Consider the following 21,141-nt stretch of genomic DNA (forward strand, 5'->3'; position numbering starts at 1 on the left):
GCAAATAGCGGGGCCGGGGGCAACAATCGCGGCTCGGCGGCGAGCGTCAGCGTCGCGCGCCGCTGCCCAGCGGTGCCACGATGTGATAAAAGCCGCCCATGTCGACCGGCCGAGCGAACCAGAATCCCTGCGCTTCGTCGCACCCCAGCTCGGTGAGCCGCTGGGCCTGCGCCTGCGTCTCCACGCCCTCGGCCGTCACGCGCATGCCGAGCGAGTGGGCCATCGCAACAATCGCGCTCACGATGGCATGGCTGTGGGCATGCGTGAGCATGTCGCGCACGAAAGTCTGGTCGATCTTGAGGCGATTGACGGGGAAACGGGTCAGATAGGCGAGGCTGGCATACCCCGTGCCGAAGTCGTCGACGGCGATCTCGACACCCATGTCGTGCAGTGAGCGCAGACAACCGACCGCGGCGCTCGAGTCCCCGAGCAGCACGGTTTCCGTGATCTCGATCTCCAGGTGGCGAGGTTCCAGCGCATGCGCGCTCAGGGCACGCTCGACCATGCCCACGACGTCCTGCCGTGCAAACTGCTGCGCCGACACGTTGACGGAGATGCGCGGCAGATGGCCGCACCGCCGCAGCAGACGGCTCGCCTCGCGGCAGGCCGTTTGCATCACCCATTCGCCCAGCGGCAGGATCAGTCCCGAGGTTTCCGCGATCGGGATGAATTCTGCCGGCCCGATGACCCCCAGCGCCGGGTGACGCCAGCGCAGAAGCGTTTCCGCGTGGCGGATCTCGCCGTCGGACAGACTGACTTGCGGCTGGTACACGAGATGCAGTTGCGTGTGCGCCTGCTCATGCACCGCGACGCGCAACAGACTCTCGAGTTCGTTGCGCCGCCGCGTCTGCGCGTCCATCTCGCTGCTGAAGACGCGCAATCCGCCACCGGCGGCGCTGGCGATACCCAGCGCAATGTGGGCTCGGCGCAGCAGCGTGTCGGGGGTATGGCCGTGTTCGGGATAGCTGACCAAGCCGATGCTCGCGTCGAGCGCGACGGCATTCTGGTCGACGTCGGCCCATTGGGCGAGCCGTGCCTGAATTCGAGCGGCGAACAGACGCGCGCCGTCGCCCGTTTCGTTGGTGACGATGACGAAACGGCTGCCGCCGAGGCACGCGAGGGCGTCTTCGGGGCCGCTGGCTTCGCGCAGGCGTTCGGCGGCGATGCGCAGCGCCAGCTCTGCGGTCGGTGGACCGAAGGTGCTGCGCAATTGGCGCAGGTGATCGAGTTCGACCAGCAAAACCGTCAGCCCGACCTGCTGGCGCGCGCACCGATGAATCGCCAGTTCGAGCCGTTCGTTGAGCAGCGTCTGGTTGGGCAACTGGGTGACCGGGTCGTGATGCGTGACGTACCAGAGCCGGGACGCCACCTGCACCTGTTGCGAGAGGTCGAGCACGATGCCCACCCAGCGTCGTTCGCCGGGGGCATGTTCGACGCAGGAAAGCGCCAGCCGTACGGGCAGCCAGCTGCGCACATGTGTGAGCAGATGCCATTCGTCGTCGTACGGTACCGCTTCGGTGGCCGACAGACTGGCCAGCGCTGGCAGGCGACGACGCGTCAGCTCGGACGGATCGAGCAACGACAGGAAGCTGCGCTTGCCCAGCAGGTCATCGGGGCGATGGCCCGTCAGCCGCGTGAACGCGCCGTTCATTCGCTCGAGCATGCCGTCGTCCGTGCAAACGAACATGGCATAGGGCGCACTGTCGAGCGCGGCGCGGCTCAACTCGGCTTGTACGTCGGGCACCCGACGAGGCACGGGATCGTTCATGCCCGGTCCCCCCGAAAGCCGGCCAAGCCGGACTTCAGGAACGTCATGCAACACCTCCCTGGCGTCGCGATTTTTATCTCGAAAATCGAGAGATCGGATCGCCAAATTTCTTTTGTTTTTCAAATGGTTGTGCGTACCATTCTGCCATGAGGAGCGCGCGCGCGGGCAAGGGAAAACGCGGGGGCGATGGGGGTTCCGAAAATGCGTGGGCACGCGCATGCTGTGGGCTGCGATCCGCCGCAGGCGCGCCTTGAATCGCGGCGGCCAGCGACGGCAAAACACCGCCCACGGCGGGGGCGACCGGGGCATTGCTATGGCCCGAGCGCGATCCCTTCGGTATGATGCGGCCTGATTCACGCGGGTTTGCGCAGCACGCCGGTCAAGCCTCGCGTGACGTGCCCGCCACCACCGACATTCGGCAAAAGGAAGAGAGCGTTGCATAACGCGTGCACATCAACGAGCGGTATGACCCGGGGCCTCTGGCGAGAACGTCGGATGCCGCTTCGTCTGCGCGCGCCCCTGGCGTGTTTTCTGTGGCTCGTGTGCTGGGCCACGTTCGGCAGCGCATTTGCACAGACGCCGGAGCCCGCCGCTGCACCCAACGTGCGGGACGCCAACGTGCGACAGGTGGTGCTCGGCATCATCAGTTTCACCCGCTGGCCGACGGACCCCGCCAAGGTGCGACTGTGTGTGGTCGGCAATACCGACTACGCGCGCGATCTGCTCGCCGGGCCGTTGCCCACCCTGGGCTTGCCGGTCGAGGCGAAGCGTGTTGCGGTGACGGAGCCTGCCATTGGTTCGTTGTGCGACGCGTTGTATCTGGGTGCCGCGAGTGACACCGAGCGTCGGCAATTGCTGGCGAACCTCGCCGGTCACCCCATCCTGACGATCAGCGAGCGGAACGACTCGTGCACGCTCGGGGTCATGTTCTGCCTGAACGTCGATACGGAGCGAGTGACGTTCGACATCAACCTCGACACCGTTGCGCGGAGTGGCGTTCGTGTCCACCCCAACGTGCTCAAGCTGGCACGAAAGCCGGGGACACCATGACGACCCATCGTCCTTCATCCCCGCCCATGCCGCCCGGCGGCTCGTCGGTCGCCGGCCTGCTGCCTGCCGATGCGTCGGCCGAAGGCGAACGTGAGCTGCCGTTGGCGACATCGCATGTCGCGGCGCCCGACCCGATGCGCGGTCGCCGGCCGTCGTTGCAGGGCATGCTGCGCCGTACCCACTTGCGCCTGGCCGTGTCCGCCGTCGTGCTCGCAGCGGTCTCGCTGTCGCTGGTGGCATGGATCGCCTTGCGCGCGTATGCCGAGAACAATCTTCTGCTGATCGGGCGCTCGCTTGCCTACACTACGGAGGCCGCGGTCGTGTTTGGCGACCGCCTGGCGGCTCAGGAAGCGATTGCGCTCATCGCGAGCGACGAGGACCTTGCTCAGGTGCGGGTGTTCGATGCGAACAATGCGCCGTTCGCGCAGTGGCGTCGTCCGGACGGCGGCGCCCTGACACAAGTCGAGCGCGTGATCGCGAACGTCGCGCTGCCCGGACCCGTGACAATGCCGATTCGTCATGACGGAAAAGTCGTCGGCACTATCGATGTGCAGGGGCAGGGGCATCAGTTCTTCCTTTTCCTGCTGAGCGGGGTGGGCGGCGTGCTCGCCTGCCTGCTGGTGACGTTCGCCGTGGCGAACGTCCTGGCCAAACGGATGCACCGCGATATCGTCAAACCGTTGCGGGCACTGGCGGAAGTGGCGCACGCGGTGCGCCGCGAGCGAGCGTTTCATCAGCGCGTGGCGGCGACGCCACTGGCCGAACTGAAGGAACTCGGCGATGACTTCAACGCACTGCTCGACGAATTCGAGGGGTGGCAGAATCACTTGCGCGCGCAAAATGCCACGCTCGCGCACCAGGCCAATCACGATCGGCTGACGGGGCTGCCGAACCGGGCGTATTTCGAATCGCGCCTGATGCAGGCGCTTGCCGACGCGCGCGAAATGGGCACGCACGTCGCGCTGCTCTATCTCGACAGCGACCGTTTCAAGGAAATCAACGACCAACGAGGGCACGGTGCGGGTGACGTGGTGTTGATGACCATTGCCGAGCGTCTGCGCCAGCCGCTGCGCGAGGGCGATCTGGTGGCGCGTCTGGGCGGCGACGAGTTCGCCGTCATGCTCGTGGGCGTGCGACAGACGTCGAATGCCGTGCGTCTCGCGCAGAGCCTGCTCGTGGCGATGGAAAAACCGATTGTGCTGCCGGATGGCGGCGAAATCGTCACATCGATGAGTATCGGTGTCGCGTTGTACCCGACCCACGCCGAGGACGCCGCCGCGCTGCTGCGCACGGCGGACGCGGCCATGTATCAGGCCAAGCGTGCTGGCGTCGGCACCTGGTTTGTGGCGGGGAGTCCCAAAGGGTGAACCAACGTGAATTGCGCCATGCTGGATGAACACCATAACCATAATTGACGACCGGATGACACACTGCCATGGGGATCTGCTTTGGACTTCGCTGTTGAAACGCACGACACGCACGACTCGCATTCTGACCTTTCGCACCGCGCAATGGTGGCCCATGGCGCTCGCGCCCTCGCTCGATGGAAGGCGTTGGCTCGCAGGCTGATGGGGCTGGTGTGTCTGGTGGGATTTGCCGCCCTGGCGGGCTGCCAGACCACGCCCGTGCACGGCCTGACGGCCGAGCAGATCGCGGCGCTGAAATCTGAAGGCTTTACGCAAACCGAAGACGGTTGGGAGTTCGGCTTGTCCGACAAGGTGTTGTTCGATACCGACGAGTTTGTGATTCACGATGCGGCGCGCCAGACAGTGGCTCGCATCGGCCGCACGCTCCTGAAGGTTGGCCTGAACAGCGTGAGTGTCTATGGTTATACCGATTCAGTGGGCAGCGATACCTACAACGAGCAGCTTTCCGCCCGCCGCGCCGACGTGGTGGCCAACGTGCTGGTCGAGGCGGGCATGCAGCGTGCAGCCATTCAGACGATCGGGGCAGGCAAGCGCAATCCCGTTGCGGATAACAGCACGGCGACCGGCCGCGCCCAGAACCGGCGTGTTGCCATCGTGATCTCCACGCGCTGAGCGACGACACATCCCGTTTCGCTCTGCCAAACCTGGGGGGCCGTGGTCCCCTCGGTAGTGACGTCAACCTTTGCCAGCGACCACAATCAGGCACAATGGCGGCTGCCGCCGGGCGATTCCGGCTGAACTGCCCACGTTGTCCCGATGCTCCCGACGTTTCTGATTTCCCGGTCTTCCGCTGCCGACGGTATGCCTGCCCGCCTGCGCCGTGCGCGACCTGTTGTCCTGATCCGTGCACTGCTCGCTATCGTGGCGATGGCTGCGGCGACGACGGTCTTCGCGCAGAACGCGCGCGTCGGCGTGTGGGCGACGGCACCGCAAGCGGTGGCGCAACATCCAGCGGCGCCGTCGTTCAACCGAGCGCCGGCCGTGGGCGGGCGTACCGTGCGTCAGATCGTCTATCCAACACTCTCGGGCAGTGAAGTCCGCGTGCGTTTTTCGAACGCTTACGGCACGCAGCCGCTGGTGATCGAGCGGGCGAGCCTCGCTGTGGCACTACGCGGCGCGGCTGTCGATGCCGGTAGTCTGCGCGAGATGACGTTCGGCGCTCAGCCGACGGCGCGGATCGCACCGGGGGCCTCGCTCGAGAGCGACCCGTTGCCGTTCGCAGTTCGCGCCGGAACGCCACTGGCGGTCAGCCTGTTCACGCGCGAAGCCACCCCCCCGACGACTTGGCACAAGATTGCGCAGGAGACGGCGTTTCTGAGTGGCGCCGGTGACTTTGTCGATGCGGCACAGGCATCGGCTTATCCGAAGCGCTTCACGAATACACTTTGGCTGGCCGGCGTCAGCGTGGTGCCGGAGCGGCCCGCACAAGCGATCGTCGCCATCGGCGACTCGATCACGGACGGCATGCGCAGCACGCTGAATGCGAATCGGCGTTGGCCGGATGGGCTGGCGCGGCGGCTCGAGAATGCCGGACGGCGCGATATTGCCGTGCTCAATCTCGGCATCAGCGGCAATCGCCTGCTGCACGATTCGGCCTGCTACGGCGAGCGGCTCGTCGCTCGCTTCCGGCGCGACGCGTTGGAACAGCCCGGCGTGCGAACCGTCGTCGTGCAAATCGGCATCAACGATATCAATTTCGGTTACGTGCCGCCCCATGCGGGGCTCGACTGCGATGTGCCGCATGTGATCGTGACCGCACCCGAGATGATCGCGGGGTATCAATCGCTGATCGCCGCCGCGCGCTCGCGCCACGTTCGCATCCTCGGCACGACCATCCCGCCGGGCAAACTGCCGCCCGAGCGCGAGGCGGTGCGTGACGCCGTCAACCAATGGGTGCGAACGAGCGGAGCCTTTGACGGCGTCATCGATTTCGACGCCGCGCTGCGCGATCCCGCCCAGCCCACGCGCATGTTGCCGCGTCTCGATAGCGGCGACGGCACCCACCCCAGCGATGCGGGCTACGCCGCCATGGCCGACGCCGTGCCCCTGCCGCTGGTCCTGGGCGGGGCGAAGTAAGCGCAAGACAGCGCGTTGTCAGCCCTCACGCCTTACGCCGATCGTGATGTGTTGCAAGCGCTCGACATCGGGCGAATGCAACCACGCCGGATGAGCGAGGCAGTGGCGGAACAGCGCAGTCGCGTCGTCTCCCCAATACAGCACCCCGTCGAACGCGAACGTCGGCACGCCAAACACGCCTGCGGCCATCGCGGCGTCAGTGTTTTCGCGCAAGGCGGCCTTGACCGCCGGAGCTTCCGTCAGGGCGACGGCTTCGTCGGCGCGCAGCCCAAGGCGTTCGCTCAGATCCTGCCAGCCCTGCGGGTCGGTGACATCGCGCCCTTCGGCCCAGATGAAACGGTAGATCGTACGCACCACGTCATGGGTCGCGCCGAGCGCTATCGCCAGGCGCAGTACACGGATCGGATGAAATGGGTGTACGGGCGGCATTCGGTAGGCAATGCCGTCTTGCTCGGCGCGGAACTGCGCCATGCGGTACGTGAAGAGACGTTTGTGCGGTGTTTCTGCGGGCCCCTGCGTTTGCAGATGGGCAAGGATCGCGCCGAGCACGATCGGCTTGAGGTCGATGTCGAGCCAGCGCGGCAGCGTGTCGAACCGCTCGAATTGCAGGTACGAGAAGGGAGACGCGAAATCGAAATACCACTGTGCGCGGCGCGCGGGGGTGTTGGCAGCTTGCGACATGGGGCTCGGTCTCCGGGGTAGGGGGTCTGATCGACGCTTCTCGGGTTTCGGAGAGTGTAGCGGCTCACGGCAGGGGTTGGCTTGCGGTGTCATGCGCCAGTGCAGGCGCAAACGCGGGGGGAACAGCGCCTTCGATTCGGACGTGACGTGCGGCGGGGATAATTATCGTAATTTTAGATAATTCGTATCCGATATAACGATTTTTATTATTGAATCGACGTTCGTAGACTTGTAGTCATTCCAGAAGAGAGGCTGCGATGACAACAAAAACCGATACGACTCACCCCCCCACGGCCAGCCGTCCCAACGCGCTGGTACCGGATCGTCAGAATCCGTGGGCAGGTCTGATTCTCTCGACCGTCATCGCATTTGTCGCGCTGTTGCTGGGGCGTCAGATGCCGTTGGTCGGCGGCCCCGTGTTCGGCATTTTGCTGGGCATCGTCGTTCGAAACGTGTTCTCGCCCGGTGCACGCTATGAAGCGGGTATCCGGTTCGCCTCGAAGTATGTGCTTCAGTGGTCGATCATCGCCCTCGGCTTCGGCCTGAGCCTGTCGCAGGTCGCCCATACGGGACTGGAGTCCCTGGCAGTCACGGCCGTGACGGTCACCGCCGCCGGTCTGTCGGCCTGGGCGCTGGGCCGCGCACTGGGCGTGGGCGGCAAGCTCAAGCTGCTCATCGGCATCGGCACGGCGATCTGCGGCGGATCGGCCATCGCGGCCGTCACCCCCATCATCAAGCCGGACGACCACGAAACGGCGTTCGCGATCTCGACGATCTTCCTGTTCAATATTGCGGCCGTGGTGCTGTTCCCGATGCTCGGTCACCTGTTGCATCTGTCCGATCTGGGATTTGGTATGTGGGCGGGTACGGCGATCAACGATACCTCGTCGGTGGTCGCTGCCGGTTACAGCTACAGCAAGACCGCAGGCGACTACGCGACCATCGTCAAGCTCACGCGTGCCACGCTGATCATCCCTATCTGTCTGGCGCTGGCAGCGATTGTGGCGTACCGCGCCAAGCGTGCCGGGGCCGCCAACTTCAGCCTCGCCCGCATCTTCCCGTGGTTCATTCTCGGCTTCCTGGTCGCATCGGGGGCGCGCACGGCAGGGTTTGTGCCGGCTGAACTGCAACCCTGGATTCACGATGCGGCCGAATTCCTGATCATTGTCGCCCTCACGGCCATTGGCCTGTCATCGAACCTGCGTCGCATGGCATCGACCGGCCTGCGTCCTATCCTGCTGGGGCTGGGCGTATGGGCCGCCGTGTCGGTGAGCAGTCTGGCGGTGCAGCTGGCCATGGGGCAGCTCTGACGCGCCGGCAGACGGACGTCATGCTCAAGTAGGGCGGATCCGGCGGTCGAGCCGGGTTACGTCGCCTAGAATGGAATCACGGACGGCCGCGGGTCGTCCGTGATGCCTTTCGGGAGGCCGTCATGACAACGTCTTTTGGTGAGATGTGGTACACGATCGGTGCCCTGGCCGTGATCGTGCTGCTGGCCGGGATGGTGTGGGAGTTGGGGCTGTGGTGGACACGTCACCCCAATCATCGCGCGGTGCAGCGAGTCGAGCACGCGTGGGCGAGAATTCGTCACCCTCGGCATTGATGGTCGGACATTCGGTGTTTCGGACCATTCGCGCTGGATTCACGCCATTCGGCTGACGTGCGTCGGCCGACGGGCGGGCGTTGGCTGCGCCGCTCAGTCCTGCTTCAAATGCTGCGGCACGTTGGGGTCCCAGCGTTCGAGATCTTCGAGCGGATAAGGCTTGCTGCCATGCAGCGCGCGCTTGATGCGGCTCTTGCCGCTGGGGCGGGGGACGTTAGGCAGCGCGGCACCGGCCGGCGTGCCTGCCAGATCGAGGTAGTCGCGCTTGAACTCGGCCTGCGTCATCCCCCACTTCATCAGAAACTCGCGACTGCCGCGATTCTTCACCACACGTCCGGTCGAGCGGCAGCCGAAGTGATACACGACGCTTTTGCCCACGATACGGAAGGTGCGGCAGCCGACGAGCCACAACTTCATCAGAAAGTCGTCGTCGCTGCTCATGCCCGGCCCGAATTCGATGCTGTAGCCGCCGACCAGATGCCATAGCCCGCGGCTCACCAGCGTGGGCTGCGTGGGCACGCCGTTCACGTCTCCGCGGTTCAGCGAGGCGGCGAAGGCCAGCAGGGCGGTTTCGTCAAACGTCTGCGGGGTCGTGCCGAAGTCGTGCGATACCACTTGTTTGCTGACGCCGGCGTTCGGTTCGATCATTACCGACGAGAGGTAATAGATCGGCGTGTCGAGCGTACGGGCCGCATCGATGAGCGCGGCGTCCCAGCCGGGGGTGACGAACATGTCGTCGTTCAGGAAGAGCAACTGATCGTGCGATGCAAGTGGCGCAAGCTGATTCAGCGCGAGGCAGACCCCCACGTTGCCGACGCTGTGCGTGTGACGCAAGCCCTGTTCGCGCACCCACGCCAGCGTGCCGTCGCTCCCATCGTTGACGTGCACTAGGATTTCATGCGCCTCGCCGGAATGACGGCGAACGCTATCGATGCAAAGCTTGAGGAACGGCAGGTTGTTCCAGGTCGGGATCAGGATGCTTAGCATGAGGGAGGGCGTGAATGCCGGGCGACTGAGGCCTTGTCGTCGGCCGTGTCGACCGAATGCTCGACAGGATAGGCGAAGGCTGCGAACAACGCCAACACCGTCGAGTAGAAACCGACGGTGACCTTCAGATTGAACGTCTCGACGGTCAAGCCGAAGACGGCAAAGGCAACGGCAGTCATCAGTCCCATGAGGGCGGCGCGAATGAAGAAATAGGCAGGGCCAAGGTAGACGCCGAGAATGCGAGAATGCACAACACACCCAGCAAGCCGTAGTCCACGGCGTAAGCCAGGATCTGATTGTGAACCTCGCCCTTGCCGTAGTCAGCCGCCAGCGGTGTCAACGTACCCGCCGCTGCCATCGCGGGCATGACGTCGACAATTCGGCGCAGTCCGAAAAAAACGATGGCTGCGAGGAGAAAGCGCACGGGAGAGTCGAGCGTATTGGCGACGACCTTGCCGTGGAGCGTTTCGACGATCAGGACGGCGAAGAACGGCAGGCACAGCGAGAGGACGAACACGCGAACCGGGCGGTTCGTCTTGATAAGCGAGCAAACTTCCCCTCGCTGACGAGCCGTCATGAGGGTGACGGCGCCCAATGCCACGGTCAGGAACATGATCGTGTTCCCGCCACGCTGAATCGCGAGCGCTGCGGCGGGGAAAAGCACAATCAGCGCGCCGAAAATCTTCGCATAAAGATGCCGGTTCGCGAGAGGCTCCGGCGCTACGGACTTGCTCATGGGATAACTGGCAGACTTCGGGAATTTGCTTTGCACGAAGTATGCCAGAAATGCTCGGCCGGCCCCATTTTCGTCGACGGTGCCGAGCCTCCCGGGCGCAAATGGGAGGTGACGGAAACACGAGCACTACAAATTCATCGCCCCCAGCACGCCGCACAGATGCAGCGCCACGTGAGTCCAGGCGGCTTCATCGTACGACTGGCCTTCGCGGGCCAGCCGCTGTGCCTCGTGAAAGGCGCGCCAGAGGGCGGCGGCGCTCGACGGGGTGCCGCCGGCCAACTGATATTGGCGTTGCAGGGCCTCCGCCAGCCATGGCTGCTCATGGGCACAAGCCTCGGCGTACGCCTCGACCGCGACACGGGCATAAGGGTCGCCTGCGGGATCCAGCACGACCGGCTGGCGGGGGGCCGAGCGCGGGATAGCGGACAGGATGTGGCGCTCGACGGTGCTGTGGCGGGTGGCGTGATGTTTCATCAATGAAGATCTCGTCTCGTTGACCGCGCCAAGGCCGCTGGCGCGGAATCGCTTGCGCGGACTCAGTCGCTTTCCATCTCTCGGATGAACAGCATGGCGGCATGCTTGGCCTGATCGATGCTAGTGAAGGTCCGGCCGTCCATGGGCCAAACGTCGACCAGCACCGCATAATTGCCGGGCTGATCGGCCTGCATGATGCGTATGTAATGCTGCCGGAACACGCAGCGAGCAAGTTCCACGGTCGGATGCGGTCGGTGGAAATGGGCGATGGCCATGACAGTCTCCAGAAATTCGGCCCTCCGGCCTCGACGGGCCGTTGCAAGACATCCAGCAAATCTCGTGCCAAGCCTCTCGAGACGATTAAGTGCATGATTTGTAAGGGACGCGGTGCCGCTTGCCACCGACGCCCAACGTAAAACGTTACGGAAACGAAACACGGCGGGAACGCTCGGCCGTAACAACCTTTCCCGGATGTCGCATGCCAGGCCATTTCGGGTGCCGGTTTTCTGTTCCCGCTAGAATCAGGGACTCCCGGCACTCACGACCGCCCATCACACCGCATGAACCTGCGATTTCTCGAAACCTTCGTCTGGCTCGCCAAGCTGCGTAATTTCCGTCTGACGGCTGCACGTCTGCACACCACGCAGGCGGGTGTGTCGAGCCGGATCGCGTCGCTGGAGCAGAGCTTCGGGGTGCGTCTGTTCGACCGCAGCGCCCGGGAGGTCACGCTCACGGCGGCCGGGCAGAAGGCGCTGGCGTATGCGGAGCGCATCGTCATGCTCGGGCAGGAGATGAAACGCGAGTTGACCGATCCCGACATGCCGCCGGGGGTGCTCAAGATCGGTGTGGTCGAGTCGATCGTCCATAGCTGGTTTCCGGATCTGGCCGCGCGAATTCGCCATGAATACCCGCAACTCGAGATCGAAGTCACCAGCGAGACGACCATTCGTCTTTGCAAGCAACTCGAAGCCGGTACGCTCGACCTCGCGTTGCAAACCGACGTTCTGCACGGTGCCGGTATCGAGAATTTGCCGTTGGCCGAATTTCCGATGCGCTGGGTGGCGAGCCCGAAGCTCAATCTCGAAGGCGAAACGCTCGATGTGGCCGATCTGGCGGCGTACCCGCTGGTGAGCTTTTCGCGCAACTCCGGCCCGCACAAGACCCTTGAACGCATGTTCTCGGTGGCGGCCGAGCGGCCCGTGCGCGTGAACTGCATGACCTCGGTCGCGGCCATCATCCGGCTGGTCGTGGACGGCTTCGGCGTGGCGATGCTGCCGCCAGCCATCATTCAGCGCGAACTGGGCGAGCACAGCCTGCATTTGCTGCGCGTGAACGCCCATTTCCCCAATCTCTCGTTCGTCGGGTCGTTCCGCCAGGGCGCACTGCTCGCCGAAAACGTGGCGCGCCTCGCGCAACGCACGGCCAGCGAGTTTGCCCTGAACATGGGGCCGGATATCGCCATCCCGCCCGCTGCCGCCATGACCGCCCCGGCCTGGGGCGCCATCGAATCCTGAGCCTTGCGCGCTTGGCGCTGACCGTCGCGATGCCGGGTGCGCACCTGCCCCGCGCAACCGGCGTCCGACATCAGTCATAAGAATTTGCTGTCGCGGCGAATTTGATTTCTTGTTGGACGCGTTTTCCCCCGTTTTGCACACTCGGCGAGACGGTCGACCCGCTTGTATGGCGTGTTGGCCGGCCTCCCGATTGTTGAAACCGATGGAATGCCTCATGACTGCGACTGCTCCCCGCGCCCAACTCTGCATCTGGACGAATATCGATCCGGCGTTCGACGCTGACTTCAACCGCTGGTACGACCGCGAACACATGCAGGAGCGTGTGGCCATCCCGGGCTTCCAGTTCGCTCGTCGCTTCAAGGCCCTGCACGACTGCGCGCGTCCCTACCTGGCGCTCTATTGCACGCAACACGCCGCCGTCTTCACCAGCGACCCTTACGCCCAAGCTTTCCAGCATCAGACCGAATGGTCGCTGCGCAACTTCGCGCGCATGCAGGGCACGCAGCGCCGTGTCGGCACGCTCGACGTCGAGGCGGGCGAAGGCCAGGGGGGCATGCTGGCCATGTTCGTGCTGAGCGAGGCGGTCGTCGCCCAGGCACATGCGCGGCTGGGCGCGCAGCTCGCCGAGCTCGCTCAGGGCGACGGTATTGTCCGCGCCACGCTGCAGGTCACCGTGCCGAGGCTGTCCGTCTCGCTCACCGCCAAGGACGCGCCGCTGCCACCTGCCGATGCCGTCGTAATGATCGAAGGCACGGACCAGGACGCGGTGCGCACCGCCGCGCAAACGCTCGCCGCCGCCTACGGGGTCCCGGCCGGTGAAGTCACCTGCTTTGCCATGTTGTGGCGTCTCGGCGCCAACGACGACTGACGTCCCGCCATCCTCTCGCGGGATCCGTCTGTCCGGTGGATCCCGCAGACACCCTGGAGCCATCCATGACAACGTATTCCGATACCCGCGACGCTCGGCAAACCGACGCCGTCACCGCCTCCACCGCTGCCGCCACCGGCCATGCGAGCCCGAAAAAAGGGCGGCTCGCGACCGCCAGCATGGTGGGTACCACGCTCGAGTGGTACGACTTCACCGTCTACAACACGCTGGCGGCGCTGGTGTTCAACCATTTGTTCTTCCCGTCGGTCGACCCGCTGGTCGGCACCATTCTCGCCCTGTCGACCTATGCCGTGGGTTACGTGTCGCGGCCGCTTGGCGGCTTCGTGTTCGGCAACCTCGGCGACAAGGTCGGACGGCGCGCGGTGCTGGTGCTCACGCTCGTGGTGATGGGCCTGACGACCGGCCTGATGGGCGTGCTGCCCACGTACGCGTCGATCGGTATCTGGAGCCCCGTGTTGCTCGTGGCCCTGCGCTTCGTGCAAGGCGTCGCGCTCGGCGGCGAGTGGGCGGGTGCGGTGTTGCTGTCGGTCGAGCATGGCGATCAGCGCAAGCGCGGCTTGAATGCGTCCTGGACGCAAGTCGGCCCATCGTTCGGCACGCTGATCGCGACGGGCCTCATCGCGCTCATCACGCTGTCGATTTCACCCGATGACTTCCTCGCGTGGGGTTGGCGCCTGCCGTTCCTGCTGAGCCTCGTGCTGGTCGGCTTCGGTCTGTGGGTGCGTCGCGGTGTGGAGGAAACGCCGATGTTCGAAGCGATGCAGCACTCGGCGCGTCAGGCGGACATGCCGATTGCCGAAGTCTTCCGTTCGCACTGGCGTAACCTGCTGGTGGCCGGCGGCTCGCGCATCGGCTCGGACGTCCTCTACGCGATGCTGGTCGTCTTCACGCTGACGTATGTCACGGGAACGCTGCACCTCTCGCGTCCGCTCGCGCTCACGGCCGTGCTGGCCGGCACGGCGTGCAACGCGCTGACGGTGCCCCTGTTCGGCGCACTGTCCGATAAGCTGGGTCGCCGCCCGGTGTATGGCTTCGGTGTGCTGTGCGCGGTGATCTGGGCATACGGCTTCTTCGTGCTGCTCAATACGTCCCACCCGGCACTGATCGTGCTGGCGGTGGTGATCGGATTGGTGATTCACGCGATCATGTACGGGCCGCAGGCGGCCTTCGTCACCGAGCAATTCCCGACGCGGGTGCGCTACGCCGGTTCGTCACTGGCCTATACGCTCGCGGGGATTCTCGGGGGCGGCTTCGCACCGCTCATCATCGTGACGCTGTACAAGACATACGGCACGACGATTTCGGTGTCGCTGTACGTCACGCTGGCGCTCGCCGCCACGGCCGTCGCGCTCCTGGCCGCGCGCGAGACGGCACACCAGCCGCTCAAAGACTAAGGGGACCGGCTTCCCGAGTCAGGCTCACGGCACGCCCTCGGGCGTGCCGTTTTCGTTTGGCGGGCGCCTAGTGGAACGTCGATGCCGCAGGGGCCTGGCACAGCGCGGTCAGTCCGGCCAGATCGCCACGCTGCGCGAGTTGATGGACCTGCCGCGCAAAGCCATCGAGTGTCGGTACGTGATCGCTCAGTTCGCGTGCCCATTCCATCAGGTCGGTCATGGCGCCCATCGCAATCAACTGCCGGGCCTGATGCAGATGCTCGCCTGACGGACGCGCCCAGGACGTATCGCGCATCGGGCTCGCCTCGTCCCGGTCCGCGCCGCCTTCGTGCGCATCGGTACGCGCCAGACCGAGCAGGCGCGCGAGCGCGTTGCGCAGGTCGGCGAGTTCGATGGGCTTGAGCAGGCACGCGTCGTAACCGCTGCCCTCGACCATCTGCGGCGAGGCGGAAACGGCCAGCACGGGCACGTCGGGCCAGCGGCGGCGCGTGGCATGCGCCACGGCCAGCCCGTCGGCGTTGGGCATCATGTGATCGGTGAGCACGAGGTCCGGCGCCGTCTGATGCGCATTGCCCAGCGCGGCGATGAGCGCCACGCCATCGCCGAACGTGCGCACCGTGAAGCCCAGGCTCGCGAGTTCGTCATGCAGGAATTGCCGGATCTCCGGTGAATCTTCGGCGAGCCAGACGTGGCGCCCATGACCGTCGATCGGGGGCAGCGTATGGGGCGCGCCGGTGGGCCATGGCGGCACGAGATCGGCCTCGCGCGCCACGCGCAACGGCAACGTAAACGCCACACGCGTACCGACATCGGGCGTGCTGTCGACGGTGATCGTGCCACCCATGCGTTCCACCCATTGGCGCACGATGGCAAGCCCGAGGCCCACGCCGGGCAGGCGTCGCGCCCGGTCGAGTCTCGCGAACGGTTCGAAGACGCGCGGCAGGTCGTGCTTGGCGATGCCACAGCCAGAATCCTCGACGCCGAAACAGACCTGCATGAGATCGGCGCGCGTCGCGTCCGGCGTTGCTGAAAGCGAGAGGGTGATCGTTCCGTTGGCGGTGTACTTCGCCGCGTTGTCCAACAGATTTCCGAGCACCTGACGCACGCGCTTGGCGTCGAACGCGAGCAGCGGCGGCAGCGGCGCACGCACGTCGAGCAGGAAGGCGTTACCGTGCTTGCTGGCGAGACTCATGCCCTCGTGCGCCACGCCGTCGACGAACGCATGGGTGTAGACCGGCGCGACATGCAGCGGGTCGGCCGCGCCGCCGCTCGCGTATTCGATCAGGTCGTTGATCATGGCAAGCATGTGATGCGCGCTGCGGCGGATGATGCGTCCGCGGTCGGCGTCTTCGCGCCCGCCCGACTGCACCAGGTCGGCAAAGCCGATGATGGACGTAAGCGGCGTGCGCAGATCGTGACTGATGCGTGCAAGGAAGTCGCTCTTGGCGCTGTTGGCTTCGTCCGCGGCGATCAGGGCGGCCTGCAACTCGCGCGTGCGTGCGTCGACGGCGTTGGCGAGCCGCGCCTGCTCTTCGCGACGCGTCTGCAACACTTCGCGCTGCGCTGCGCGCTGTTCGCGCACGAGTTCGCGCGAACGTCCCGCCACGAGCATGGTGAGCATGAGCAGCACGGAGATGTTCGTGCTCCACGCCATCGCGGTATTGGCCAGCCAGTCTTCCGGCAGCAGGCCGTTGATGATCGCCAGCCGCCAGAACAGCACGAGGCAACCCGGCGAGAACGACAGCAGGCACAGCCGCGCGTTGGCGAAGCCGCGTCGCCAACCGTCTGCCAGCGACGCGACCCAGATGACGTTGAAGACCATGAGCAGTTGCAGGTGCGTGAACGCCGCCGCCCGATGATCGCCAAGTGCGACCCAGACGGCCATGACGGCCATGAGCCCGATCATGACGCGATACGTCCAGCGCCAGAGCCGCACGCGGTTCAGTCCGGCGAAGATGGTCACCATGGCGCTGAAGCACGCCACGGTCAGCGTCGAGAAGAAACTCGGCGCCCGCACGACGCATTCACCCCCTTGCGGCAGGAGATAGCGATACAGGAAGCCCTGAAACGCCATGTCCTGCGCGACCTGCGTCATCGTCGTGAGCGCGAGCAGCACGAACACGGGATCGCGTCGCGCAATGCCGAGCACGAGGGCGTACATCGCGACGGAAAGCATTGAGCCCACCAGCAGCATGGCGATCATCGCATTGCGCGATTCGGCCAAGCGAAAGTCGTCCGGCCGCCAGAGCTGCGGCACCATGCTCACCGACGATCGCGATTCGACGCGCACAAGGAATGTCAGATGCTCGCCCGGCGCAAGCGTGATGGGGAAGACGGAGGTCTCCGACGTGATCGGGTGTCGGTCGAGCGGGACGGTGTGACCGGCCCGCCACCGGATCTCCGGCTCACGGCTGCCGACCGGCATCGCGTAATAGCGCACGTCTTCGAGCCGCACGATGCCGACGCTCAACCAACGCGTGAGCGGTGCCGCGCCGCGATTCTCTACACTGCCCGTCAGCCAGAACGCCGAGCGGCTGTAGCCCGGATTGAGCATGCGCGGAACGACCTGTCGCCAACCGGGCGCGGCCAGTGCCTGCGCGGCGTCGAGGCGATCGGACGGGTCTTCCAGCAAGCGCAATTGGGTGTCGAGCGCCAGCGGCGACGCCGCGTGCGCGAGATCGATGGGCGCGCTCGACGCAGGGGAGGGCGGTGCGGCCATGCTGGCACTGGCACGCAGTACCAGGGCGACGAGGATAGCCGTCAGGGCCAGCCAGACGACGACTGTCCGGCGCAGCCCATGCGTCGGCAGGCGCAAGGGCAAGACGTTCATGGGGCGGGCGGTGCCCCCGCGGTCTCGGACAGGTGTGGGACTTGCGCGGCCTGCTCGCGAAAGCCGCTTGGCGGCATGCCGAAGCGCTCGCGAAACGCGGTCGCGAAATTGGCGGCGCTCGCGAATCCGACGGCGGCGGCGATGTCCTGCACGTCGAGCGACGTCTCCGACAGCAAGCGGCGCGCTTCCTTCATGCGCTCCTCGCGCAGAAAGTCGAACACGGTCACGCCGACGCACCGTCGAAACGCCAGGTTGAGCCGGCGCGTGTTGGTGCCCACCGCGCTGGCGAGGCCGGCGAGTTCGGGCGTGGCGTCGAGACGGTCGAGCAGCAACGCGCGCGTGGCGCGAAACAACACGGCGTCGAGCGTATGCGCTTGCACGGGCAGCGGCGCGAGCTTGCTGCCGTCGCCGGCCGCGCTCGGCACTGGAACGGGCGTCGTTGCCTTCAGGTGGATCGACAGACGCAGGCGCACCTCTTCGAAATCGTAAGGCTTGGTGATGTAATCCACCGCGCCGGCCGTCAGTCCCGCCACACGTTCGCCGGGCAGGGCGGCCGCAGTCAGGAAGATCAGCGGAATGTGCCGGGTGCCGGGGTCGGCTTTGAGCAGGCGGCAGGCGCCAAGCCCGTCGCACACGGGCATGCGGATATCCATGAGAATCAGGTCGGGCTGCACGGTGCGGGCCTTGGTGTAGCCGTCGCGTCCGTCGTGCGCGATGTAGACGCGACAACCCTGCTGGCTGAGGAAGTCCATCAGCAGCATGCGGTCTTCCTGGTTGTCGTCGACGATGAGCACGCGCGCGCCCGACAACTGACGGGCATGCGGTGTGGCCGGCCATGCGTCGGCCGAAGGAAGGGCGACATGCGTGGCAAGCGGCTGTGGGGGCAGGGGGCGATCGCTCATGATGGCCGCCATTCTTTCACATTCGTCGATCGCGCTGCGCCGGGGTGGCGTGCGTGTCGGCGGGGGGTAAATAAATTTCCGTCGGGCAAACGTCATGTGCCGTCGGGCAAAGGTGCGATGATCGCCTGCGCGAGCGGCTCAGGTAAGGTCATTCGTCGGGTTCGTCGGGGCGAAGACCGGTGTGGGGCGATCGGGGGGTCGTCTACCGCCGGCGTGTCCCGTAGGGCGAGCCCGGCCCCCCCGGGGGGGCCGGCAAACGACACGAGCGCACACCCAAGGGCGGGCTTACTCCTGCGGCGTCCAGACGACGTTCGCGCCCACCGAGCACAGGTTCTCGACGAAGCGCGGATGCGCGCGCCGGATCGGATCGGCGTTCTTGATCGTCGATTGCCCGTCGATGCTGGCCGCCACCATCAGCAGCGCAATCGCCACGCGGATGATGTACGGACTCTCCACGACGGCGGGCGAGAGCGGCACGCCACCGAACGTGATCAGGCGGTGCGGATCGGACTGGAACACATGGGCGCCGAACTTCGACAACTCGGTCGACCAGCCCATCGCCCCGTCATAGACCTTGTTCCAGAACATGGCGCTGCCTTCGGCCTTCACCCCCAGCGCGATAAAGATCGGCAGCAGGTCGACCGGGAAATACGGCCAAGGCGCAGCTTCGACTTTCGTGAGGATGTTCTGCGTGAACGGCGCTTGCACCTTGAGCTTGCCCTGCGCGGTGGCTGTCGACCAGCCGTCGCGATGCTCGACTTTCACCCCGAACTTCGCGAAGGTGCGGTCGATGAGCGGGAACTGGTCCGGCGCCGTGTTCTTGACCGTGATTTCGCCGCCGGTGATGGCGCCGAGCGCCAGAAACGTCGTGATTTCATGAAAGTCTTCGGCGAAGCGGAATTCGCCGCCGCCGAAGCGCTCCACGCCTTCGATCGCGAGCTGCGACGTGCCGACGCCCTCAATGGGCACGCCCAGCATCTGCATGAAGCGGCAGAACTCCTGCACGTGCGGTTCCGACGCCGCGTTATTCAATTGCGAGCGGCCCCTGGCCGTTGCCGCGCACAGCACGAAGTTCTCCGTGGTGGTCACCGACGCGTAATCGAGCCAGTGATGGATCGCGGGGCGCGCCTCGTCCGCATGGATGAGCAGCGAGCCTTCGGTGCGCTCGACACGTCCGCCGAAATGCCGCAGCACTTCGATGTGCGGATCAATCTCGCGTACACCGAGCGTGCAGCCCTTGATGTTGTCTTCGATGCGCGCGACGCCAAAACGCGCGAGCAGCGGCGGCACGAGCATGATCGACGAGCGCATCTCTTCCGGCAGATGGTCCGTGCGCGGATCGAAGCGGGTATCGCGATGGTGGATGTCGAGCGTGCCGGCGCCGAAATCGACGTTCACCTCGCTGCCGAGCTGACGGAAGATGTCGAGGATCTTGCGAACGTCGGTGATCTCGGGCACGCCGATGAGGCGCACCGGCTGATCGGTAAGCAGCGTGGCGCACAGCACCGGGAGAACGGCGTTCTTGTTGGCGGAGGGGGTGATGCGGCCGCGTAGCGGCTGGCCGCCGTGGACTACCAGATGGGACATGGGCTTCCTTCGGGCTTCGTGCTTGAGTGTGTCAGGCGGGGGCGAAAGTAGCGTGCGGGCGCAGGCCCGTCGCGAACAGGCGCAATATACCCCCGATTCAGGGGAGTGTGCCAGGCGACCCCCATGCCCGTGGCGGGATTGCCGCGCCGCTTGACGGGCGACGGCTCGACGTGTCGTGGGGGGCGCCATCGCGGCGCCGGGGAAAGCCTATGCCCCCGTGCCCGCGAACGCCTCGGCAAAAATGGCGCGGAAGTCAGGCGTCTCCGCGGCGGCGGCGCGGGTGAGCACGCGTGCTTCGAGTTCGTCGAGGTGCGCCGTGGCGATCGCAATCGCCGCCTGCGTCTTGCCGTCACGCAACTGGCCGACGAGTTGGGCGTGCTCCGTGGGCGCGCAATGCATGAATTCCGCCGGATCGTACAGCGCCTTGTAAAGCTCCGTCTTGGCCACGAGCTGGCGCGCAAACGTATCGAGTTCGACACTCTGCGCCATGCCGATCAAGGTCAGATGAAACTCGCCCGCCAGGCGAATCGAGCGCTCGTGCGTGCCCTGCGCATGCGAACGGGCTTCCAACGCGACGTGCGCGTCGAGCGCCGCGAGCTGCGACGCACTCAATTGCCCGCAAAGGCTCGCAATCACACCGCTCTCCAGCACGCGGCGGGCGCGGTAGGTCTGCCGGATGGCGTCGAGCGACGGTTGCGGGACGAACGCGCCCCGGTTGGGTTCGAGCACCAGCTTGCCTTCGAAGCCGAGCCGGGCGAGCACCTTGCGCACGGCGCCGCGGGTGCAATCGAGCGCCTGCGCCAGGTTGCGCTCGCGCAGCGGCATGCCCGGCCGCAGCTTGCCGGAGAGCAGCGCCTGCGAAATGGCCGTGTAGACGCGCGCCTCGATCTGCTGTCCCGCGCTGCCCGACGTGCCGTCGTCGCCGGCCGCCAGGCCCGTGGCGGTCTCGGTCGCGGCTTTGGGGCGTGACGCGTCGCGCGGCGACGCCGGTGCTGCAGTGCGGCTCAAGCCTCATCTCCTGAATAGACGCGGTTCGCGTGGGTGTGGGGCGCATTGTACCCGGCCCCCTTCGCCTGTCGGCGCTGCCTCCCGGAAAACCCTCGGTTTCGGCTGTGCCGCGATGGCAACCTTGCATTTCGGTAGATCGTTGCCGATAATGGTCAACAAAAATGGTTAACCATTTGTTTGTGTGTGGTTGATAATATGGCGAATCGATCTACTGC

The 21,141-nt window shown here is 65.6% G+C and carries 20 protein-coding genes; 9 read left to right on the top strand and 11 right to left on the bottom strand.

All coding sequences use genetic code 11. From position 1 onward, the window contains the following. Positions 1-46 precede the first annotated feature (46 nt). Positions 47-1,768: a putative bifunctional diguanylate cyclase/phosphodiesterase gene (locus PanNE5_RS11035; protein ID WP_261939754.1), complete on the bottom strand. Its 1,722-nt coding sequence runs from the start codon at positions 1,766-1,768 to the stop codon at positions 47-49. A gap of 495 nt (positions 1,769-2,263) precedes the next feature. Between PanNE5_RS11035 and PanNE5_RS11040 the strand changes: the two genes are divergently transcribed. The 4 genes from PanNE5_RS11040 (at position 2,264) to PanNE5_RS11055 (ending at position 6,321) form a co-directional block, all read left to right on the top strand. Next, complete coding sequence (locus PanNE5_RS11040; RefSeq protein ID WP_261939755.1) at positions 2,264-2,818, top strand: YfiR family protein; 555 nt, start codon at positions 2,264-2,266, stop codon at positions 2,816-2,818. A 134-nt stretch (positions 2,819-2,952) separates the two neighbouring features. Further along, on the top strand, positions 2,953-4,185 hold the full coding sequence (locus tag PanNE5_RS11045) for a diguanylate cyclase domain-containing protein (protein ID WP_026131512.1): 1,233 nt from the start codon (positions 2,953-2,955) through the stop codon (positions 4,183-4,185). A gap of 81 nt (positions 4,186-4,266) precedes the next feature. Further along, positions 4,267-4,857 (top strand): OmpA family protein, encoded by a 591-nt coding sequence (locus PanNE5_RS11050; RefSeq protein ID WP_261939756.1) that lies wholly within the window; start codon positions 4,267-4,269, stop codon positions 4,855-4,857. A 189-nt stretch (positions 4,858-5,046) separates the two neighbouring features. Then, complete coding sequence (locus tag PanNE5_RS11055; RefSeq protein ID WP_261939757.1) at positions 5,047-6,321, top strand: SGNH/GDSL hydrolase family protein; 1,275 nt, start codon at positions 5,047-5,049, stop codon at positions 6,319-6,321. Positions 6,322-6,339: 18 nt separating this feature from the next. Here PanNE5_RS11055 and PanNE5_RS11060 read toward each other — a convergent pair whose 3' ends face one another. Continuing rightward, positions 6,340-7,002, bottom strand: coding sequence for a 2-hydroxychromene-2-carboxylate isomerase (locus tag PanNE5_RS11060; protein ID WP_017231529.1), 663 nt, complete (start codon positions 7,000-7,002; stop codon positions 6,340-6,342). A 257-nt stretch (positions 7,003-7,259) separates the two neighbouring features. On the opposite strand from PanNE5_RS11060, the gene PanNE5_RS11065 reads away from it, so the two are divergent. Together PanNE5_RS11065 and PanNE5_RS11070 are read left to right on the top strand one after the other, a co-directional pair. Beyond that, positions 7,260-8,312 (top strand): YeiH family protein, encoded by a 1,053-nt coding sequence (locus tag PanNE5_RS11065; protein WP_017231530.1) that lies wholly within the window; start codon positions 7,260-7,262, stop codon positions 8,310-8,312. A gap of 122 nt (positions 8,313-8,434) precedes the next feature. Further along, a complete protein-coding gene (locus tag PanNE5_RS11070) occupies positions 8,435-8,605 on the top strand; it encodes a hypothetical protein (RefSeq protein ID WP_157211307.1) in 171 nt (56 codons plus the stop codon). 93 nt (positions 8,606-8,698) lie between these two features. Here PanNE5_RS11070 and PanNE5_RS11075 read toward each other — a convergent pair whose 3' ends face one another. The 5 genes from PanNE5_RS11075 to PanNE5_RS11095 form a co-directional block, all read right to left on the bottom strand. After that, complete coding sequence (locus PanNE5_RS11075; protein WP_261939758.1) at positions 8,699-9,592, bottom strand: glycosyltransferase family 2 protein; 894 nt, start codon at positions 9,590-9,592, stop codon at positions 8,699-8,701. After that, entirely contained in the window at positions 9,586-9,780 is a 195-nt protein-coding gene (locus tag PanNE5_RS11080) for a hypothetical protein (RefSeq protein WP_261939759.1), read from the bottom strand. The genes PanNE5_RS11075 and PanNE5_RS11080 overlap by 7 nt, the downstream gene beginning before the upstream one ends. Next, on the bottom strand, positions 9,771-10,328 hold the full coding sequence (locus PanNE5_RS11085; RefSeq protein WP_261939760.1) for a hypothetical protein: 558 nt from the start codon (positions 10,326-10,328) through the stop codon (positions 9,771-9,773). The genes PanNE5_RS11080 and PanNE5_RS11085 overlap by 10 nt, the downstream gene beginning before the upstream one ends. 126 nt (positions 10,329-10,454) lie before the next feature. Further along, entirely contained in the window at positions 10,455-10,802 is a 348-nt protein-coding gene (locus PanNE5_RS11090; RefSeq protein WP_017231533.1) for a hypothetical protein, read from the bottom strand. 62 nt (positions 10,803-10,864) lie between these two features. Further along, entirely contained in the window at positions 10,865-11,077 is a 213-nt protein-coding gene (locus PanNE5_RS11095) for a hypothetical protein (RefSeq protein ID WP_017231534.1), read from the bottom strand. Positions 11,078-11,362: 285 nt separating this feature from the next. Between PanNE5_RS11095 and PanNE5_RS11100 the strand changes: the two genes are divergently transcribed. From PanNE5_RS11100 to PanNE5_RS11110, 3 genes are all read left to right on the top strand, one after another. Continuing rightward, entirely contained in the window at positions 11,363-12,316 is a 954-nt protein-coding gene (locus tag PanNE5_RS11100) for a LysR family transcriptional regulator (RefSeq protein WP_017231535.1), read from the top strand. Between the two features lie 214 nt (positions 12,317-12,530). After that, positions 12,531-13,184, top strand: a complete 654-nt coding sequence (locus PanNE5_RS11105; RefSeq protein ID WP_017231536.1) for a DUF4286 family protein — start codon at positions 12,531-12,533, stop codon at positions 13,182-13,184. Between the two features lie 65 nt (positions 13,185-13,249). Continuing rightward, on the top strand, positions 13,250-14,599 hold the full coding sequence (locus PanNE5_RS11110; RefSeq protein WP_150563672.1) for an MFS transporter: 1,350 nt from the start codon (positions 13,250-13,252) through the stop codon (positions 14,597-14,599). A gap of 67 nt (positions 14,600-14,666) precedes the next feature. On the opposite strand, the gene PanNE5_RS11115 is transcribed toward PanNE5_RS11110, so the two are convergent. The 4 genes from PanNE5_RS11115 to PanNE5_RS11130 form a co-directional block, all read right to left on the bottom strand. Further along, positions 14,667-17,429, bottom strand: coding sequence for a hybrid sensor histidine kinase/response regulator (locus PanNE5_RS11115; protein WP_261939761.1), 2,763 nt, complete (start codon positions 17,427-17,429; stop codon positions 14,667-14,669). Further along, positions 17,426-18,190, bottom strand: coding sequence for a DNA-binding response regulator (locus PanNE5_RS11120; RefSeq protein ID WP_232424480.1), 765 nt, complete (start codon positions 18,188-18,190; stop codon positions 17,426-17,428). The genes PanNE5_RS11115 and PanNE5_RS11120 overlap by 4 nt, the downstream gene beginning before the upstream one ends. A 426-nt stretch (positions 18,191-18,616) precedes the next feature. Then, complete coding sequence (locus tag PanNE5_RS11125; protein ID WP_017231540.1) at positions 18,617-19,918, bottom strand: UDP-N-acetylglucosamine 1-carboxyvinyltransferase; 1,302 nt, start codon at positions 19,916-19,918, stop codon at positions 18,617-18,619. A 207-nt stretch (positions 19,919-20,125) separates the two neighbouring features. Next, positions 20,126-20,926: a GntR family transcriptional regulator gene (locus PanNE5_RS11130; RefSeq protein WP_261939762.1), complete on the bottom strand. Its 801-nt coding sequence runs from the start codon at positions 20,924-20,926 to the stop codon at positions 20,126-20,128. Between the last annotated feature and the right edge of the window lie 215 nt (positions 20,927-21,141).

The organism is Pandoraea sp. NE5 (genome assembly GCF_024363545.1).
GTDB lineage: Bacteria > Pseudomonadota > Gammaproteobacteria > Burkholderiales > Burkholderiaceae > Pandoraea > Pandoraea cepalis.

What these genes read in the sequence shown, in the direction of transcription:
- PanNE5_RS11065 (WP_017231530.1), top strand. Translation starts at nt 7,260, where the DNA reads ATGACAACAAAAACCGATACGACTCACCCCCCCACGGCCAGCCGTCCC.
- PanNE5_RS11110 (WP_150563672.1), top strand. Translation starts at nt 13,250, where the DNA reads ATGACAACGTATTCCGATACCCGCGACGCTCGGCAAACCGACGCCGTC.
- PanNE5_RS11095 (WP_017231534.1), bottom strand. Translation starts at nt 11,077, where the DNA reads ATGGCCATCGCCCATTTCCACCGACCGCATCCGACCGTGGAACTTGCT.
- PanNE5_RS11040 (WP_261939755.1), top strand. Translation starts at nt 2,264, where the DNA reads ATGCCGCTTCGTCTGCGCGCGCCCCTGGCGTGTTTTCTGTGGCTCGTG.
- PanNE5_RS11115 (WP_261939761.1), bottom strand. Translation starts at nt 17,429, where the DNA reads ATGAACGTCTTGCCCTTGCGCCTGCCGACGCATGGGCTGCGCCGGACA.
- PanNE5_RS11035 (WP_261939754.1), bottom strand. Translation starts at nt 1,768, where the DNA reads ATGAACGATCCCGTGCCTCGTCGGGTGCCCGACGTACAAGCCGAGTTG.
- PanNE5_RS11075 (WP_261939758.1), bottom strand. Translation starts at nt 9,592, where the DNA reads ATGCTAAGCATCCTGATCCCGACCTGGAACAACCTGCCGTTCCTCAAG.
- PanNE5_RS11125 (WP_017231540.1), bottom strand. Translation starts at nt 19,918, where the DNA reads ATGTCCCATCTGGTAGTCCACGGCGGCCAGCCGCTACGCGGCCGCATC.
- PanNE5_RS11045 (WP_026131512.1), top strand. Translation starts at nt 2,953, where the DNA reads ATGCGCGGTCGCCGGCCGTCGTTGCAGGGCATGCTGCGCCGTACCCAC.
- PanNE5_RS11055 (WP_261939757.1), top strand. Translation starts at nt 5,047, where the DNA reads ATGCCTGCCCGCCTGCGCCGTGCGCGACCTGTTGTCCTGATCCGTGCA.
- PanNE5_RS11105 (WP_017231536.1), top strand. Translation starts at nt 12,531, where the DNA reads ATGACTGCGACTGCTCCCCGCGCCCAACTCTGCATCTGGACGAATATC.
- PanNE5_RS11120 (WP_232424480.1), bottom strand. Translation starts at nt 18,190, where the DNA reads ATGCTGCTGATGGACTTCCTCAGCCAGCAGGGTTGTCGCGTCTACATC.
- PanNE5_RS11085 (WP_261939760.1), bottom strand. Translation starts at nt 10,328, where the DNA reads ATGAGCAAGTCCGTAGCGCCGGAGCCTCTCGCGAACCGGCATCTTTAT.
- PanNE5_RS11080 (WP_261939759.1), bottom strand. Translation starts at nt 9,780, where the DNA reads ATGGGACTGATGACTGCCGTTGCCTTTGCCGTCTTCGGCTTGACCGTC.
- PanNE5_RS11100 (WP_017231535.1), top strand. Translation starts at nt 11,363, where the DNA reads ATGAACCTGCGATTTCTCGAAACCTTCGTCTGGCTCGCCAAGCTGCGT.
- PanNE5_RS11060 (WP_017231529.1), bottom strand. Translation starts at nt 7,002, where the DNA reads ATGTCGCAAGCTGCCAACACCCCCGCGCGCCGCGCACAGTGGTATTTC.
- PanNE5_RS11070 (WP_157211307.1), top strand. Translation starts at nt 8,435, where the DNA reads ATGACAACGTCTTTTGGTGAGATGTGGTACACGATCGGTGCCCTGGCC.
- PanNE5_RS11090 (WP_017231533.1), bottom strand. Translation starts at nt 10,802, where the DNA reads ATGAAACATCACGCCACCCGCCACAGCACCGTCGAGCGCCACATCCTG.